Source organism: Micromonospora radicis (genome assembly GCF_003583405.1).
GTDB lineage: Bacteria > Actinomycetota > Actinomycetes > Mycobacteriales > Micromonosporaceae > Micromonospora > Micromonospora radicis.
Window position 1 is genome coordinate 36,391 of record NZ_QXEC01000019.1, and the last position, 16,709, is coordinate 53,099.

At 72.4% G+C, this 16,709-nt stretch carries 14 protein-coding genes; 8 read left to right on the plus strand and 6 right to left on the minus strand.

Annotated features, from left to right (window positions below; genetic code table 11):
* Positions 1–26 precede the first annotated feature (26 nt).
* On the minus strand, positions 27–731 hold the full coding sequence (locus D2L64_RS19115) for a class F sortase (protein ID WP_119578470.1): 705 nt from the start codon (positions 729–731) through the stop codon (positions 27–29).
* Complete coding sequence (locus D2L64_RS19120) at positions 715–1,680, minus strand: hypothetical protein (protein WP_119578472.1); 966 nt, start codon at positions 1,678–1,680, stop codon at positions 715–717. The genes D2L64_RS19115 and D2L64_RS19120 overlap by 17 nt, the downstream gene beginning before the upstream one ends.
* A gap of 538 nt (positions 1,681–2,218) precedes the next feature.
* Between D2L64_RS19120 and D2L64_RS19125 the strand changes: the two genes are divergently transcribed.
* Positions 2,219–4,012: a glycoside hydrolase family 6 protein gene (locus D2L64_RS19125; protein WP_119578474.1), complete on the plus strand. Its 1,794-nt coding sequence runs from the start codon at positions 2,219–2,221 to the stop codon at positions 4,010–4,012.
* Positions 4,013–4,164: 152 nt separating this feature from the next.
* Here D2L64_RS19125 and D2L64_RS19130 read toward each other — a convergent pair whose 3' ends face one another.
* From D2L64_RS19130 to D2L64_RS19140, 3 genes are all read right to left on the minus strand, one after another.
* Positions 4,165–4,548, minus strand: a complete 384-nt coding sequence (locus D2L64_RS19130; RefSeq protein ID WP_119578476.1) for a hypothetical protein — start codon at positions 4,546–4,548, stop codon at positions 4,165–4,167.
* Between the two features lie 170 nt (positions 4,549–4,718).
* Positions 4,719–5,717, minus strand: coding sequence for a hypothetical protein (locus D2L64_RS19135; protein ID WP_119578478.1), 999 nt, complete (start codon positions 5,715–5,717; stop codon positions 4,719–4,721).
* A gap of 10 nt (positions 5,718–5,727) precedes the next feature.
* Positions 5,728–6,321, minus strand: a complete 594-nt coding sequence (locus tag D2L64_RS19140) for a hypothetical protein (protein WP_119578480.1) — start codon at positions 6,319–6,321, stop codon at positions 5,728–5,730.
* Positions 6,322–6,646: 325 nt separating this feature from the next.
* Between D2L64_RS19140 and D2L64_RS19145 the strand changes: the two genes are divergently transcribed.
* From D2L64_RS19145 to D2L64_RS19175, 7 genes are all read left to right on the plus strand, one after another.
* Positions 6,647–9,328, plus strand: coding sequence for a sensor histidine kinase (locus D2L64_RS19145; RefSeq protein WP_119578482.1), 2,682 nt, complete (start codon positions 6,647–6,649; stop codon positions 9,326–9,328).
* Entirely contained in the window at positions 9,328–9,747 is a 420-nt protein-coding gene (locus D2L64_RS19150) for a roadblock/LC7 domain-containing protein (RefSeq protein WP_199714620.1), read from the plus strand. Before D2L64_RS19145 ends, D2L64_RS19150 begins: the two co-directional genes overlap by 1 nt.
* A complete protein-coding gene (locus D2L64_RS19155; protein ID WP_119578586.1) occupies positions 9,737–10,126 on the plus strand; it encodes a DUF742 domain-containing protein in 390 nt (129 codons plus the stop codon). Before D2L64_RS19150 ends, D2L64_RS19155 begins: the two co-directional genes overlap by 11 nt.
* Complete coding sequence (locus D2L64_RS19160; protein WP_119578486.1) at positions 10,107–10,709, plus strand: GTP-binding protein; 603 nt, start codon at positions 10,107–10,109, stop codon at positions 10,707–10,709. The genes D2L64_RS19155 and D2L64_RS19160 overlap by 20 nt, the downstream gene beginning before the upstream one ends.
* A 98-nt stretch (positions 10,710–10,807) precedes the next feature.
* On the plus strand, positions 10,808–11,845 hold the full coding sequence (locus D2L64_RS19165) for a lactonase family protein (RefSeq protein ID WP_119578488.1): 1,038 nt from the start codon (positions 10,808–10,810) through the stop codon (positions 11,843–11,845).
* Between the two features lie 145 nt (positions 11,846–11,990).
* A complete protein-coding gene (locus tag D2L64_RS19170) occupies positions 11,991–13,754 on the plus strand; it encodes a substrate-binding domain-containing protein (protein ID WP_119578588.1) in 1,764 nt (587 codons plus the stop codon).
* Between the two features lie 212 nt (positions 13,755–13,966).
* Complete coding sequence (locus D2L64_RS19175; RefSeq protein WP_119578590.1) at positions 13,967–15,454, plus strand: sugar transferase; 1,488 nt, start codon at positions 13,967–13,969, stop codon at positions 15,452–15,454.
* Positions 15,455–15,505: 51 nt separating this feature from the next.
* On the opposite strand, the gene D2L64_RS19180 is transcribed toward D2L64_RS19175, so the two are convergent.
* Positions 15,506–16,633 (minus strand): PP2C family protein-serine/threonine phosphatase, encoded by a 1,128-nt coding sequence (locus tag D2L64_RS19180; RefSeq protein ID WP_119578490.1) that lies wholly within the window; start codon positions 16,631–16,633, stop codon positions 15,506–15,508.
* Between the last annotated feature and the right edge of the window lie 76 nt (positions 16,634–16,709).

Sequence of the window (16,709 nt, forward strand, 5' to 3'; positions counted from 1 at the left end):
TGGAGCGTGGCCAGCTGGTCAGTGAGTCAGCTGGTCAGCGAGGCGAAGACGATCACGTTGTCGGGGTAGTCGCCGGTGGCCTCGTCGAACTGGCCACCGCAGGTGACCACGCGCAGGCCGGGGCGGTCGCTCGGGCCGTACACCTGCTCGGTGGGGAAGGCGTCCTTCGGGTAGGAGGCCACCGAGTCGACCTGGAAGTTGGCCGGCTGGCCGTCGGCCCGGCTGACGGTGATGACGTCGCCGGGTTGCAGGGCGCCGAGGGAGAAGAAGACGGCGGGGCCGATGGCCGCCGAGTCGACGTGTCCGACGATGACCGCGTTGCCCACCTCGCCGGGGCTCGGGCCCGGCTCGTACCAGCCGGCAAGCAGTGCCTGGTCCAGCGGGGGCACCTGCACGGTGCCGTCGGGGTTGGTGCCGAGCGGCATGATCTGCGCGTCGACGCCGATGCGGGGGATGCTGATCGCGGTGGGTACGGCGCGCGCCAGCCCGGGGACCGGCCCGTCGGTGCCGCCGAGGTCCACGTCGTCGAAGGGTACGCCGGTCGGCGCGGTGACACCGGTCTGCGCCGCGGGCTGGGGTGGGCGCACCGGCGCGGTGGTCTTCAACGAGGCGCCGATCAGGCCGGAACCCGCCATGGCGAGCAGGACGACGACGACGGCGCCGACGGCGCGCCACGGTCTACCGTGACGGCCGTCGGCCCGTGTCGTCGTCGCGTCAGGCCGCGAACTCATCGACCCGGCGGCGGCGCAGCAGCACGAGGCCGCCGAGGGCGGCCGCGCCGACCAGACCCGCTCCGGCGGTGGCCATCCCGCGGTCGGCGCCGGCGGTCATGCCGCCGTCACCACCGTCGACCCCGCCGTGCGGCAGGACGACCAGTTCGCCCACGCCACAGGAGCCTTCCAACTTGTACGTGCCGGGCTTGGCGTCCCTGGCGATCCGGGCCTCGCCGTAGTAGACGAAGTCCTTCTTGTGCTCCCAGTCGCCGTCCTTGCCGCGCTCCGCGGACTCCTCGCCGGCCCACTCGCGCTCGCCGGCCCAGTCGCGCTCGCCCGACCACTCGCCGGAGTCCGAGCCGTACTCGTCGCGGCCCTGCCAGCCGCCCTTGGACTCCTCGCCCTCGCGGCCCTGCCACTCCTCGCGGTCCTTGCCGCCCTCCGAGTCACGGCCCCGCTCCGCGTCCTGGCCGTGCTCGTCGCTCTTCCAGTCCTGCTGGTCGTCGGCGGCGGCACCCCCACCGGAACCGTACTGGGGAGCTTCGTCGCGGCCCTGCCACTCGCCGCGGTCGTCGCCGCCCTCCCAGTCCTTGCCCTTGTCGTCCTTGCCCTTGTCCCAGCTCTTGTCGTCCTGCCAGTCTCTGCGGTCCCCGCCGTGCTCGTAGGAACCCTCTTCCCGGTTCCAGCCACCGCGGTCGCCACCCCACTGCCCACCGTCGCGGGCCGGTTCGAGCTTGACCTTGCCGGTGACCTTGGACCAGACAAAGGGGTTCTCCTGCGGGCTGGGGCAGACCTCCACCAGCTTGATCTCTTCGCCGGGCTTGGCGGCGTGCGGCTTGGCGAAGACCTTGCCTTCGTCCTCGTGGGGCTGGCCGTCGGCGAACGCGACTCCCGGCGCGAACACCAGCAGGGAGGCGCCGCCGAGGGCAGCCCCCGCCACGACCTTCCCGAGCATCTTCTTAGCCATGACCTGAGTCACTCCATCCCTGATTTGTCCTGCGGCCGGTGACAACCGAGCCATAACCGACGTTAGACCGTTTCATGACTTATGCAGGGAAAGATTCGCGTTTTGGCATTAGTTCGGGTTGTCGACTTCGCGGGGCCGGTAGGTTCGCGCGTACCGCCCTGTCCGGGCTTCGATGCGGGTGTGCCGGCTCCGGCCCCGTCGCCCGCTCCCGCGGACCGCCGGCCGGCGGGTCGCCCCGGCGTGGCGAGGTAAGGTTTCGAAAGTATCGAACCATTGCCATGGAAGCGCTCCCATGCAAGAATCGCTGCACGCGGTTCGCGGAGCCACACCGCGTAGGCAGGGTGTCGAGGGCAGCCGGTTGCACCGGACGACCATCCGCCGCCGACCGGCTACGCCGGTCGTCGCACCACCACCAACGCCCGCCCGGGTCGGGCGCTCCCGAATATCCCGTTGGCGCCGGTGGCCGTCCACACAGGACGCCCTGGGGCCACGTGCCGGGCCGTACGCGGATCCGGTCTCGCCCAAGGAGATCAGTGGCATGAATGTGTGGAGAAGGCTGTCCGGCCGTCGCCGGGCCGTCGCGCTGGCCGGCGCGAGCGCGCTGGTCGCGGGCGGCTTGGTGACGCTTCCGGTCACCGCGGCGCACGCGGCGACGCAGTGCGACGTGGCCTACACGACCAACGACTGGCAGGGCGGCTTCACCGCCAACATCACGATCAGGAACATCGGCGACCCGCTCAACGGGTGGACCCTCGGCTTCACGTTCCCCGACGCCAACCAGCGCGTCCAGCAGGGCTGGTCGGCCCGGTGGAGCCAGTCGGGCCGCAACGTGACCGCGCAGAACGAGGCGTACAACGGCAACCTGGCCACCGGCGGCACCGCCAGCATCGGCTTCAACGGCAGCTGGAGCGGCAGCAACCCGCGGCCCACCTCGTTCACGGTCAACGGGGTCGCCTGCAACGGCGGCACCACCCCGACGACCCCGCCGCCCACCACGACTCCGCCGACCACGCCGCCGCCCACGACTCCGCCGCCCACCACCCCGCCGCCCACCACGCCGCCGCCCGGCGGACCTCGGGTGGACAACCCGTACGTGAACGCCCGGGGCTACGTGAACCCGGAGTGGAAGGCCAAGGCCGAGTCGGTCGCCGGTGGCAACCGGATCTCGAACACCCCGACGGGTGTCTGGCTGGACCGGATCGCGGCGATCGAGGGCACCGACAACAGCCAGTCCAACGGCCCGATGGGTCTGCGTGACCACCTGGACGAGGCGCTGCGGCAGAACGCCCAGTACATCCAGGTCGTGATCTACAACCTGCCCGGCCGGGACTGCGCGGCGCTCGCCTCGAACGGTGAGCTGCAGGCCCACGAACTGCCCCGGTACAAGGCGCAGTACATCGACCCGATCGCGGCGATCATGGGTGACACGAAGTACCGCAACCTGCGGATCATCACCGTCATCGAGATCGACTCGCTGCCGAACCTGGTGACCAACACCACCAACAACCCGGGTGGCACCGCGATGTGCGACACGGTGAAGGCCAACGGCGCGTACGTCGAGGGTGTCGGCTACGCCCTGGCCAAGCTGGGTGCGATCCCGAACGTCTACAACTACATCGACGCCGGCCACCACGGCTGGCTCGGCTGGGACAGCAACTTCGTCCCGACCGCGCAGATCCTGCGAGACGCCGCACGGGCCTCCGGCTCCACCACCGCCAACGTGCACGGCTTCATCGTCAACACCGCGAACTACTCGGCCCTGCGTGAGCCGTACGCCCGGGTCACCGACTCGGTGAACGGGCAGACGGTGCGCCAGTCGAAGTGGATCGACTGGAACCAGTACAACGACGAGCTGTCCTTCGCCCAGGCGTTCCGCCAGGAACTCGTCCGGCAGGGCTTCGACAGCGGCATCGGCATGCTGATCGACACCTCCCGCAACGGCTGGGGCGGTGCGAACCGTCCGACCGGCGCGGGCCCGACGACCAGCGTGGACGCCTACGTGGACGGTGGCCGGGTCGACCGGCGCATCCACAAGGGCAACTGGTGCAACCAGGCCGGTGCCGGTCTGGGCGAGCGGCCGAGGGCCGCGCCGGAGCCGGGCATCGACGCGTACGTCTGGATCAAGCCCCCGGGTGAGTCGGACGGCTCCAGCCGCGAGATCCCGAACAACGACGGCAAGGGCTTCGACCGGATGTGCGACCCGACCTACACCGGCAACGAGCGCAACGGCAACAACCGCAGCGGTGCCCTGCCGGACGCCCCGATCTCGGGCGCCTGGTTCCCGGCCCAGCTCTCCGAGCTGATGCGCAACGCCTACCCGCCGTTGTCCTGACGGTCAGGCACACCGGCCGCCAGCAGTAGGTGAGGCGCTGCGGCGGCAGGTTCCCCGGGCCCCTGGTCCGACCGCACCGGTCGGACCAGGGGCCCACCCCCGCGGCGGCACCGGGCCCGGCGACCTTGTCGCCGGTGGGCAGCCGCCTCGGGTCAGGGCACGGTCTTCTCGACCGCTTCCCGACCGGTCTCGGCCAACTCCCGCCGGGCCCGCTCGACGTTCTCCGGGGTCGGATCCAGCCCTCGGGCGACGACCAGGTCCTCGGGATCCCACGGCTGTTCGGCACCGGTGCGAATGTTGTCCGGGGCGGCACCCGTGCCGGTGCCGGTCGCCCCGGTGCCGGCGGCGTACGGATCGCCGATGACGGGGTCGGTCGGCGCGCCCTGGTCCACCCGTTCGCCCGGTTCGGCGAAGGTCGGGCTCTCCGCGTCGGGACCGCCTCCGGTCATCAGCGCCGGCACGCCGCTGTCGTCGTCCACCGCCGCGGCCACCTCGGGGCGCTCCTCCAGCGGGCGTTCCCGCTCACGATCCGTCATCGTTGCTGCCCTCCTGTCCGCAGCCGCTTCACCTGGCCCGCTGCCGGGTACCCACCAACCCGCCCACCATGCCCCGCCGACCCGTCCGCCGCCCGGCCGGGTTCGCGGTGCCGGGGCAGGACGGAGGCGGGCGTCCCGACCAGGACGCCCGCCTCCGGCGGATCGGTTCGTCAGCGACCGAGAACCCGGTCGAGGAAGTCGCGGTACTCCCGGACGGCCACCCGTAGCTGCTCGGTGTCGGTCGCCCCGGCTTCCTGCCAGCCGCCCAGCTTCTTCTTGTGCTCGGCCAGCGCGGCGGAGAGCGCCTCCATCGCCTCGTCGACCAGCGACTGCGCCTCGCCGGCCGCAGCCCGGGGGTCGTCCACGAAGCGCAGCTGGACGTCCCGCCAGCGGTCCCGGAAACCCTGCGCGGTGCTCCCGTCGAAGAGGGTCGCCGCCCCCGCCGGTACGGCCGTGGACGTCCCGTTGGGGGACTGCGCGTCCGGATCGACCATCGCCGGGGTGGCGCTGCCGTAACCGGCGCCCCCGGCGGCTGCCGCCGCGCCGTCCACTCCGGTCGTCGCTGCCGGTCGGCTCAGCTCGTCCGCGTCGGCCCGGTGCCCGTCGGCGTCGGCCCGGTGCTCGTCGGCGTCGGCCCGGTGCCCGCCGACGGCGGGCACGTCCCGCGCCTCGATGTCGTCCCGCGCCTCGATGTCGTCGTCGGTGGCGTCGTCGTGCGGCCTGGTGTCGTCGTGGGCGAGGCCGTCGACGGTCCGACCGGTCCCGGTCGTACCGTCGAACTCGGCCGTCGGGTCGGCGCGCAGCCCCTCCCGCTCGCCGTCGACCGCGCCGTCGCCCGGCTGGGCGGTACGCTCCTCACGCGGGTCGGGCTCGTTCTCGGGACGCGGGTTGGCCAGCGCGGAAGCGGCCACCGCCCCACCCACGGTGGTGGCGCCGAAGGTGGTCGGCACGGGGCCCGGCTCGTGGAACTCGGCCTGCTCGCCGTCGTCACCCGGCCGTCCGTCCCAGGGCCGGGCGCGCTCGGCGGTGGACTCCGTCCGCGGCTCCGACTCGTCGTGGCCGTCGAAGTCGTCCGCGATGTCACGGTCGTCGCCGCTCGGCGGTACCTGCACCGGCGTCGACCGGATGGTGTCGGGGTGATCGTTGTTCAGCTTCTCTTCCTGCCGCATGGTGGTCTCCTCAGCGGTTGGTGGCGTCGTGGGCGGCGTCGCGGTGGCGCTGCTCCGGCGTCCGCGCCGCCACCGGCTCCGCACCGAGCAGGTCGGCGAAGAGGGCGCGGTAGTGGACGACGGCTTGGCGAAGGTCCTCGGTGCTGGCCTCGCCCCGGGAGTTGCGCAGGTGGATCTCGTGGGCGTCCCGGTAGTGGCTGAGCGTCCGGGCATGGTCCACGGACAGGTGGGCGAGTTGGTCGGAGAAGTCACCCGTGGGGTAGCCGCGCTCGGCGACGAGCCGGGTGACCAGTTCGTCCGCCTGGCCGACGGTCTCGGCGGGGGAGTCGATGAAGCGGACCTGGAGTTCCTCCCAGGCGGCGGCGTACCGGGCGCGGGAGGCGGGTTCGAGCGGGACCAGTTCGAGTTCGGCGTGCCGGCGTTCCCGGTCCCGCAGTTCCCGCTCGGCCGCGCTGCGGCTGTCCTGCTCGGCGATGACATGGTCGTACTCCGGACCGAATCGCTGACGAAGCGCCCGGCGGCGGCCCGCCACGACGACGGCCGCGGCGACGGCGGCGAGGATCAGGATGACGAGGACGGTGACGACTATCTGCGTGGGCGACATGGCTCCTCCTTCGCCTGCAGGTATTCCCTCCGTCCACTGATCGCCAATCCCGTTCCGGAGCACTTTCCTGCGCCGACTTGCCCCCACAGCCGCGGATCTTGGTACGAAAGCGCCCACCCGGGGGCAAGTCTCGTACCAGATATCGGCCGGGACGTTCGGCAACGTACCGGTAGTCTCGACGGACGGTAGTGCGTCGAGCGCGGATTACGTATCCTGCCCAAGGCGCCCGAGTCGGCGTCCCGGCGGGCAACCGGGTCGCGTCCCGGTGACGGCGCTGCCCGGCCGTGCCGGAGCCCCTCCAGCCACCTCTCCGGGCGAGGTCCGATTGAACACCCGCGACTGGCCGATCCGCTCCAAGCTGACCGCGTTGGTCGTCGTGCCGGTGACCGCGCTGCTGGCACTGTGGATCTTCGCCACCACGCTCACCTTCGGGCCGGCCCTCGACCTGCTGGCCGCCCGGACCCTCCTCTACGACCTGGGCCGACCCGGCGAGACCGTGGTGGCCGAGCTGCAACGGGAGCGACGGCTCTCGGTGGTGCAGCTCGCCGCGCCCCGCGCGGCCTGCGACCGGCAGTCGGCCGGTTGTGTGCTGCCGGCCCTGCTGGAGCAGCGGGAACGCACCGACGCGGCCGTCGCCGAGCTGCGGCGCCGGGTCTCCGGCGACAAGCTCCGGGACGCCGCGGGCGAGCTGCTCGAAGCCCGGCTGGACCGGTTGCTGGGTGAGCTGGCGGAGTTGCCGCAGGGGCGCGCGGCGATCGACGGTCGACAGCTCGACCGGGTGGGCACCATCGGGCTCTACAGTGGAATGGTCTCGGCCGCGTTCCACACCTTCGAGGCCCTGGCGAACCTGCCGGACGAGGACCTCAACCGGGAGGCGCGGGCCCTGACCGACCTCGGTCGCTCCCGTGAACTGCTCGGGCAGACCGACGCGCTGCTGGCCGGGGCGCTGGCCGGCGGAGGGTTCGCCAAGGGCGAGCACACGATGCTCGTGCAGAGCGTCGGCAGCCAGTGGTTCCTCGCCGAGCACGCCGTGGCGGACCTGCCGGAGGCCGACCAGGCCACCTACCAGCGGTTGACCGAGCAGGAGGCGTTCGGCCGGCTGCGGTCGATGCAGGACGACCTGATCGCCGCCGGCCCGTCGGCCCGGGTGACGGTCGACCCGCAAGCGTGGCAGCTCGGCTACGACACCGTGCAGCAGTCGCTGCGTGACTTCGAACTGGCCCAGGCCGACAGCCTGGCCGACCGGTCGGTGCCGATGGCGGTTCGTACCCTGGCCCGGCTGGCCGCCGCCGGGCTGCTCGGCCTGATCGCCGTCGTGCTCTCGCTGGTGGTGGCGCTGCGGGTCGGTCGTTCCCTCGCGCAGCGGCTCACCCTGGTACGCGGCACTCTGAAGGAGACCGCCGAACGGCGCCTGCCGGAGGTGGTGGATCGGCTGCGCCGGGGCGAGCCGGTGGACGTGGCCCGGGAGACACCGGTGGCCGACCGGGGAGCCGACGAGATCGGCCAGGTGGCCCAGGCCTTCACCGAGGTGCAGCGGGTCGCCATCCAGGCCGCCCAGGTCGAGGTCACCCTGCGCCGCGGACTGAACGAGGTCTTCCTGAACATCGCCCGGCGCAGCCAGGGCCTGGTGCACCGCCAACTCGCCCTGCTCGACCGACTGGAGCGCGACGCGGAGGATCCGGACTACCTCGCCGAACTGTTCCGGGTCGACCACCTCGCCACCCGGCTCCGCCGGCACGCCGAGGACCTGGTCATCCTCGCCGGATCGGCGCCGGGGCGGGGCTGGCGTAACCCGGTGGCCATGGTGGACCTGATCCGCGGGGCGATCTCCGAGGTCGAGTCGTACGACCGGGTCGACATCACCGCCGTGCAACCCGCCGGGACGGTGGGCCGGGCGGTGGGCGACATCATCCACCTGCTCGCCGAGCTGATCGAGAACGCCACCGCCTTCTCGCCGCCGCAGTCGCGGGTGGAGGTCGCTGGCGAGCACGTCGCCCACGGGTACGCCCTCTCGGTGTCCGACCAGGGCCTGGGCATGACCGCGACCGCGATCGAGGAGGCCAACGACAAGCTGGCCCGGGCGCCCGAGTTCGACCCGGCGGAGACGGCCCGGCTCGGGTTGTTCGTGGTGGCGCGGCTGGCCGCCCGGCACGGCGTACGGGTGCGACTGCGCAAGTCCGACGGGCCCGGCCTGGCGGCGGTGGTGCTGATCCCCACCGAGCTGATCACGGCCGAGCCGTCGGCGTTGCCCGACCTGGAGCCCGCGCAGGCCGAGGACGGTGCCGTCAGCCCGGAGCAGCGGCGGCTGGCACGGGCGACCCGACTGACCACGGTTCCCCGGCAGCGCTCCCGACCGTCGTCGCGTACGACGGCGCCCGACGACCCGGCCCGCCGGTCGGCTCCCGGTGAGCCCGCCGGGCGACGGGGCGGCCCCGACCAGGCGTCGACCGTCGAACCGGCCGAGGACGGTGGGCTGCCACGCCGGATCCGTCGGCACCGCCGGGCCGGTACGACCGTCGAGCCGGCCACGACGCCGCACGCCGCGGAGGTCGCGGCCGGGGCGACGGGGGGTACGGCGGCGGCGGGCGACGGTGCTCGCGGCCCGGTGGACACCCCGACCGTGCGGCTGCCCGCGCTGACGCCCCGGTCCACGTCGTCGGCGGCGATCGACGGTCCGACCCTGCGGCAGCCGGTGGTGCCACCCCGGACCGCGCCCCGGCCGGTCGGCGAGCCCACGCCGCGCAGCCCGGAGCAGGCGCGGCGGTTCATGTCGGCCCTACAGGCCGGCACGGCCCGGGGCCGATTGGCCGCCGGGACGGACGCGGACCGATCGGAGACGCCGGCCTCTTCCGGGCCGGGCGCCGATGCGACCCGGCCCGGCGCGGGCGCCGGTGCGACCCGGCCCGGGGATGGCGCCGAAGACGCCGCCGCAGCCGGGCCGACCGAGCCGCCGGACGGCGGTTCGGCCACTGTGGAATCCCCGACCGCTACTGAGAGGGACGCCTGATGCAATCGACGAGGCAGAGCGCCAATCTCGACTGGTTGCTCGACGATCTGGTGGAGCGGGTGCCGACCGCGCGACGCGCGGTGGTGCTCTCGGCGGACGGGCTCCTGCTGGGCTCCTCCGCCGAGCTGGACCGTGCCGACGCCGAGCACCTGTGCGCGCTGGCCTCCGGCCTCGCCAGTCTGGCCCGGGGCGCCAGCCGGCAACTCACCGGTGGGCCGGTCCGGCAGACGGTGGTGGAGATGGAGTCGGCGTACCTCATCGTGACCGCGGCGGGGCAGGGCGCCTGCCTGGCGGTGGCCAGCGACGCGGACGCGGACATCGGCCTGGTGGCGTACGAGATGGCGATGTTGGTGACCCGCGTGGGCGAGAACCTGGGAGCGCCGGTCCGGGCGTCGGTGGGTGCCGCCGATGCGGACTGACTTACCCGGGCACCGACACGAGTGGCTCGACGACGACGCCGGGCCGGTGGTACGGCCGTACACCCTGACCGGCGGACGGGTACGGCCCAGCGCGGACGGCGTCGACCTGGTCGCGTACGTGCTGGCGAAGCCGGATCCGGATCTCGCCGCGTACCCGGAGCTGCATCCGGAGCACCGGCTGTTGGTGGAACTAGCCGGCCGGGGCACTCCGGTGGTGGAACTCGCCGCCGACCTGGACCTGGCGGTCGGCGTGGTCCGGGTGTTACTCGGTGACCTGCTGTCCCGGGGGCTGGTCGCCGTGCACCAGCCGCCGCGCGCCACGTATCTGCCCGACAACGACATCCTCAAGGCGGTGGTCGATGGACTCCGTGCGTTATGACGCCGAGCGGTGGGGCCACCGGGTCCCGATCGCGCTGAAGATCCTCATCGCCGGCGGGTTCGGCGCCGGCAAGACGACGCTGGTCAGCGCGTTGAGCGAGGTGCGGCCGTTGCAGACGGAGGAGATCCTCACCGGCGCCGGTGTCGACACCGACGACATCTCCGGGGTGGAGACCAAGTCGACCACCACGGTGGCGATGGACTTCGGACGCATCACCATCAACGACGATCTCCAGCTGTACCTCTTCGGTACGCCCGGACAGGATCGGTTCTGGTTCCTCTGGGACGAGTTGGCCTTCGGCGCCCTCGGCGCGGTGGTGCTCGCCGACACCCGACGGCTGGCGGACTGCTTCCCGTCGATCGACTACTTCGAGCAGCGGGGCATCCCGTTCGTGGTCGGCGTCAACTGCTTCGACGGTTCGCAACGGTTCAGCCTGGAGGCCGTACGCCGGGCGCTGGACCTCGACCCGGACGTGCCGATGGTGCTCTGCGACGCCCGGGACCGGCAGTCCGGCAAGGCGGTGCTGATCTCGCTGGTGGAGCACGTCGCCCGGCAGCGGGGCGAACCGGTGCCAGCGGGGTGACCGCCGATGCGCCGCGGATCGCAGGTCTAATCCGCTGACGTCGGGGGAAGGCTTGACGGTGGGATCGACGGGCGAGGACGGCGGAAGGCGGCTACCCGGTGGCGGGTCGAGGCGACATCTTTCACATCGGTGGTTACACCGCGCACAGCGACGGGCGGGGCACCGGCATCGTCGCCGCCCGGCGTGACCCGGACACCGGCGAGCTGACCTCGCTGGGCACGGTCGCGGTCACCGCGTCACCGTCCTTCCTCGCCCGCCACCCGACCCGGCCGGTGTTGTACGCGGTCAGCGAGCTGCCCACCGGCGCGGTCGGTGCCTGGCGGGTGGGGGACGACGGTGACCTGACGGCGCTGGGTGCACGTCCGACCGGCGGTGCGGAGCCCTGCCATCTGGCGGTCGCGCCGGACGGCGGGTACCTCTTCGTGGCCAACTACGGCGGCGGGAGCGTGACCGTGCTGCCGCTCGATCCGGACGGGGTGCCCGGCGAGCGCACCGACCTGGTGCAGCACCAGGGGCACGGCCCCGATCCGGAGCGCCAGGAGCAGGCACACACGCACATGGTCTCGCCGGGCGCCGGCCACGAACCGCTGCTCGCGGTGGACCTGGGCACCGATTCCATCTACCGGTACGACCTCGACGCCGCCTCGGGTCGGCTGGTGCCCCGGGCCCCCCGGGTGCGGACGACCCCCGGCGTGGGGCCCCGCCATCTGGCCCGCCATCCGGACGGCCGACGCCTGTACGTCTCCGGCGAACTCGACGGTTCGGTGCTGGCGTACGAGTCGACCGGGGACGGCGCGCTGCACCTGCGGGGGCGGGTCGCCGCCAGTGACCGGGCCGGGCACGTCCAGCCCTCGGAGATCGCGGTCGACGCGGACGGCCGGTTCCTCTACCTGGCCAACCGGGGGGTCGGTACGATCGCCGTCTTCGCTCTCGGCCCGGGCCTGCCGGAACTGGTCGGCGAGGTGGAGACCGGTGGGGAGTGGCCCCGGCACTTCGTGTTGACCGGGGGGTACCTCTACGTCGCCGACGAGCGGGCGGACATGGTGCGGACGTTCCGGGTCGACCGGGAGAAGGGTTTGCCGGTGCCGGTCGGCGAGCCGGTGGCGATTCCCAGCCCTACCTGCGTTCTGCCCTGATAGTGGGCGTTGGACATTGATGCATCCACATTGCGGCGCTGAGTCCTCACTCAAAGTTACTGAATCACGGTAAACTGTTTCTCCTCTGTAACTTTCGTCCGAACGGCCATGGCAGTGGCCCGGTCGGGTACGGAAGATGGTCTGCGTGTCAGCAGGCCGCCATCGCATGCGTTCAGGTATTCACGGTGCCGCCGCCGCAGCCGCGGTCGGCGTGCTCGTCGTCACGGCCGGAGGTTGGGTGGGCTACCGCCAACTCGCCGGGCCGGACTGCTCGGGCAAGATCGAGTTGTCGGTCGCGGTGGCGACCGAACTCGCACCGGCGGTCGACGCGGCGGCCTCCGAGTGGGAGGCGAACGGCGCGGCGGTCGACGGCACCTGCATCGACGTGACGGTCGCGGCCTCCGACCCGGTCGAGGTGGCCGCGGTGGTGGCGGCCAAGCACGGCGCCACGCTGGCCGGCGTCGGCCAGGCCAGCGGCACGGCGGTCAGCCCGGACGTCTGGATTCCGGACTCCTCCACCTGGCTGCTGCGGTTGCAGACCGGCGGCGCGGCGGCCTTCGCGCCGGGCAACGGCGCGTCCGTGGCGAGCAGCCCGGTGGTCGTCGCCATGCCCGAGCCGATCGCGACCCGGCTCGGTTGGCCGCAGAAGGAACTCGGCTGGACCGAACTGCTGGCCCGGGTCAACAGCGACCGGCCGTTGAAGACCGGCATCGTCGAGCCGACCCGGGACGCGGCCGGCCTGTCCGGCCTGCTGTCGCTGATGACCGCCGCGTCGTCGGCCGGTGGCGCCACCGCCGAGCAGGACCGCATCGGGGCGCTGCGCGCGTTGGCCTCCGGCGCCTCGGCGCTGCGTCAGGACCTGCTCGCCAAGTTCCCGACCGCGGCGGACGGCACCACGCTGGCCAGCGCGCTCGGCGCGGCGGCACTGTCCGAAGAGGACGTCATCCAGTACAACGCGAAGAAGCCGCCGGTGCCGTTGGCGGCGCTCTACCTGAAGCCGTCGCCGTTGCCGTTGGACTACCCGTACGCGGTGCTGCCCGGCATCGAGCCGGCCAAGGACTCCGCAGCCCGGGTGCTGTTCGAGGTGCTCACCACCTCGTCGTTCAAGGACAAGCTGGCCGCGCAGTCGCTGCGCGGGCCGGACGGCAACTGGGGCAACGGCTTCGCCCCGCCGCAGGGCGCACCGAGCCCGGCCGGTGGCGACCCCTCCTCCGCGCCACCACCGCAGGGCGGCGTCGCCGCCGGGGGGCTCGCGCCGGACGCGGTGGAGCGCGCCGTCTCCAGCTGGTCCATCGCCACCCTGTCCGGGCGGATGCTCTGCATCATCGACGTCTCCGGCTCGATGAAGAAGCCGGTACCGACCGCGAACGGCGCGACCCGCCAGCAGGTCACCGCGGAAGCGGCCCGGCGTGGTCTGAACCTGTTCGACGACTCCTGGTCGATCGGCCTGTGGGTCTTCTCGACGAACCTGGACGGCCCGCGCGACTACCGCGAGGTGGTGCCGATCGGGCCACTGTCGAGGCAGCGCAGCACCCTGGAACGGGGCCTGGACACGGTCGTCTCGTCCAGTGGTGACACCGGGCTCTACGACACGCTGCTGGCCGCCTACAAGGACGTCCAGCAGAACTGGGAACCAGGCAAGGTCAACTCGATCGTGCTCTTCACCGACGGTAAGAACGAGGACGACAACGGCATCTCGCAGCGCCAGTTGATCGCCGAGCTTGAGCGGATCAAGGATCCGGACCAGCCGATCCAGGTGATCATCATCGGTATCGGCACCGAGGTCAGCAAGTCGGAGCTGGACACCATCGCGGAGAGTGCCGGTGGTGGCGCGTTCATCGCCGCCGACCCGACCAAGATCAGCGACATCTTCCTCCGGGCGATCGCCCTGCGGAAGGCGCCGGCCTGAGCCGAGTGACAGGTGACGAGCCTGTGGTGGCGACGGGGATTCCTGTTACCACAGGCTCGTTTCGGTTTGCGTGCCAGCTCCACAAAGTGACGGCAATACGTCCGAAGCAATCGGCCACCATAGTTGTCAGGGCAGGATGTCGTCGTGCACCGGTCGCTCCGGCTTCGATCTGAACCGGGCCCGGGCCGTCGGCGAGCGAAGTGGGAGGGCTGGTGACCTCGGCGACGCTGTTGACCCCCGCCAGATCTTCGACGCGACCGGACGGCGCCTCGTCGTCGAGCAGATCGGTACGCAGCGACCAGCGGGCGTACGTGCGCAGCCTGGTGGTGCTGGACGCCGCCGTGCTGACCCTGGCGGTGCTCGCCGGCTACGCCGCCCGGTTCGGTGACGCCGCGCCGCGGGACACCCACGTGCCCTACGTCCTGGTCGCCCCCGGGCTGGTCCTGGCCTGGCTGGTCTCGCTGAAGGCGATGCGCTGCTACGACGACCGGGTGATCGGCTACGGCGCGGACGAGTACCGCCGGGTCAGCATGGCCAGTCTCCGGCTCGCCGGTGCGGTCGCCATCGCCGGCTACGTCGCCGACGTCGGCGTCTCCCGGGGCTTCCTGGCGATCTCGTTCGCCGTCGGCACCGTCGGCCTGGAGGTCGCCCGCTTCGCCGCCCGTAAACGCCTGCACCGGGCCCGTTCCCGGGGCGCCGGCTGGTCCCGGCGGGTGCTGGTGGTCGGCGACACCGCGCACGTGCTGGAGCTGGTGCACACGTTGCGCCGCGAGCCGTACGCCGGCTACGAGGTGGTGGGTGCCTGCATCCCGGACGCCCTGCTGGCCCCGGTGGCCCAACGGCTCGGCGACGTACCGGTGGTCGGCTCGTTCCGGGGCATCCCGGAGGCCGCCGCCGCGATCGGCGCGGACACCGTCGCCGTCACCGCCTGCGGCGAACTCACCGCCACCCGGCTGCGTCGGCTCGGCTGGCAGCTCGAGGGCACCGGGATCGACCTGGTGCTCGCCCCGGCGCTGACCGACGTGGCCGGCCCCCGCATCCACACCCGTCCGGTCGCCGGGCTGCCGCTGATCCACGTGGAGGCGCCGGAGTTCCGTGGGGCGCGCAAGCTGGTGAAGGGATTCGTCGACCGGTCGGCGTCGCTGCTGGCGCTGGCCCTGTTGCTGCCGCTGCTGGCGGTCATCGCGCTGGCCGTCAAGCTCAACAGCCGTGGCCCGGTGCTGTTCCGGCAGATCCGGGTCGGCCAGGGTGGCCGGGAGTTCGGGGTCTTCAAGTTCCGCACCATGGTGGTCAACGCGGACGCCCTGCTGGCCGAGCTGGCGGCCCGCAACGAGACCGACGGCCTGCTGTTCAAGATGCGGGACGATCCGCGGGTGACCCGGGTCGGGCGGCTGCTGCGCAAGTGGTCGCTGGACGAGTTGCCGCAGTTGGTCAACGTCCTGCTCGGGCAGATGAGCCTGGTCGGTCCCCGTCCGCCGCTGCCCTCCGAGGTGGCCCGCTACGACGGCGACGTGGCCCGGCGGTTGCTGGTCAAGCCCGGCATGACCGGCCTCTGGCAGGTCAGCGGCCGGTCGGACCTGAGCTGGGAGGACGGCATCCGGCTGGATCTCTACTACGTGGAGAACTGGTCGCTGGCGGCCGACCTGACGATCCTCTGGAAGACCTTCGGTGCCGTGCTGAACAGCCGCGGCGCGTACTGACGCCCCCGGGACGGTCCCGGCGCGTGCTGAGGCCCGGGCCGGGCGGGCCGGTTACGGCTGCGGGCCGAGCCAGTCCAGGCAGACCACCACGGCGTCGTCGGTCAGGTCGCTGGCGACGAACGCCCGCAGGTCGCCCAGGAGGGAACGGACCGCGTCCAGCGGGCTCATCGGCGCGGTACGGCGCAGCATCCGGTCCAGCGCGGTCTCGCCGTACCGGGTGCTCGGCCCGGTCGCGTCGATCACCCCGTCGCTGATCATGAACAGCCGGTCGCCGCGTTCGAGTTGGATGTGCTGCTCGCGGTAGTGCGTCCCCTCGAACATGCCGAGCGGGAACTGTTCCTCCAACTGCTGCACGCTGACCTCCCCGCCACGCAGCAGGACGAGCCGCGGTGAACCGGCGTCGACGGCGGTGAGCAGCCCGCTGTGCAGGTCGACCTCGATCAGCAGGGTGGCCAGGTGCTGCTCGCCCCGGTGCAGGGCGTAGATCGCCTGGTCGGCCAGCGAGGCCTGGTCGGCCAGCGAGATGCCGGCCCGCCGGGCGTTGCGCAGGGCGCAGGTGGCGAGGGTGGTGAGCATCGACGCGGCGACCCCCTCACCCATGCCGTTGATCGTGGCCGTCCAGACCCGGTCACCGTCGTCGGACCAGTCGAAGCTGTCACCGCGCACCGCGTACGCCGGTTCCAGCTGCCCGGCCAGGCTGAACGAGGGACGGATCCGGCTGCGGCCGGGCAACTGCTCCCACTGCACCTCGGCGGCGAGGGTCAGGCGACGGCTGCGCCGGGCGGTGCGGTACACGTCGGTGCCCGGGTCGACCGCGGTCAGCTCGTGGGCCAGCGCGGTGCCGATCTCGGCCAGCTCGACCAGTACGCCCTGGTCGGCGACCGGCGTGACCCGGAGCACCCCGCGCCGCTCGCCGCGCATGCTGACCGGAAGGTACCCGGTGCGGTCGGCGTACACCGGGCTCTGGTGGTCGAAGCAGCGCCAGGCCGGATGACCCGGCGTGGTGATCTCCTCCCCGCCGCGCAGCGGCAGCAGCGCCGCGAGCCGGTAGTCGACCTGGAAGAGCTCGGCGTCGGTGATGCCGTACCCCCGGGCGAGCAACGGGCCGAGCCGATCCAGCAGGAGGTCTGCGGGCGCCGCGGTAAGGCTGGCTCGGGCCCGGTCGACCGGCTCGCTCATGGCTTCTCCTTGATCACAAGCCCATTCACCGACAGAATCGGAGTACGCTCAGCCCCACCATGGCGGAACTGCACGG

Bases quoted from the DNA above. Each gene is read 5' to 3' on its own strand.
- D2L64_RS19160 (WP_119578486.1), top strand. From the start codon at position 10,107: ATGGACTCCGTGCGTTATGACGCCGAGCGGTGGGGCCACCGGGTCCCG.
- D2L64_RS19140 (WP_119578480.1), bottom strand. From the start codon at position 6,321: ATGTCGCCCACGCAGATAGTCGTCACCGTCCTCGTCATCCTGATCCTC.
- D2L64_RS19150 (WP_199714620.1), top strand. From the start codon at position 9,328: ATGCAATCGACGAGGCAGAGCGCCAATCTCGACTGGTTGCTCGACGAT.
- D2L64_RS19155 (WP_119578586.1), top strand. From the start codon at position 9,737: ATGCGGACTGACTTACCCGGGCACCGACACGAGTGGCTCGACGACGAC.
- D2L64_RS19180 (WP_119578490.1), bottom strand. From the start codon at position 16,633: ATGAGCGAGCCGGTCGACCGGGCCCGAGCCAGCCTTACCGCGGCGCCC.
- D2L64_RS19135 (WP_119578478.1), bottom strand. From the start codon at position 5,717: ATGCGGCAGGAAGAGAAGCTGAACAACGATCACCCCGACACCATCCGG.
- D2L64_RS19130 (WP_119578476.1), bottom strand. From the start codon at position 4,548: ATGACGGATCGTGAGCGGGAACGCCCGCTGGAGGAGCGCCCCGAGGTG.
- D2L64_RS19120 (WP_119578472.1), bottom strand. From the start codon at position 1,680: ATGGCTAAGAAGATGCTCGGGAAGGTCGTGGCGGGGGCTGCCCTCGGC.
- D2L64_RS19125 (WP_119578474.1), top strand. From the start codon at position 2,219: ATGAATGTGTGGAGAAGGCTGTCCGGCCGTCGCCGGGCCGTCGCGCTG.
- D2L64_RS19115 (WP_119578470.1), bottom strand. From the start codon at position 731: ATGAGTTCGCGGCCTGACGCGACGACGACACGGGCCGACGGCCGTCAC.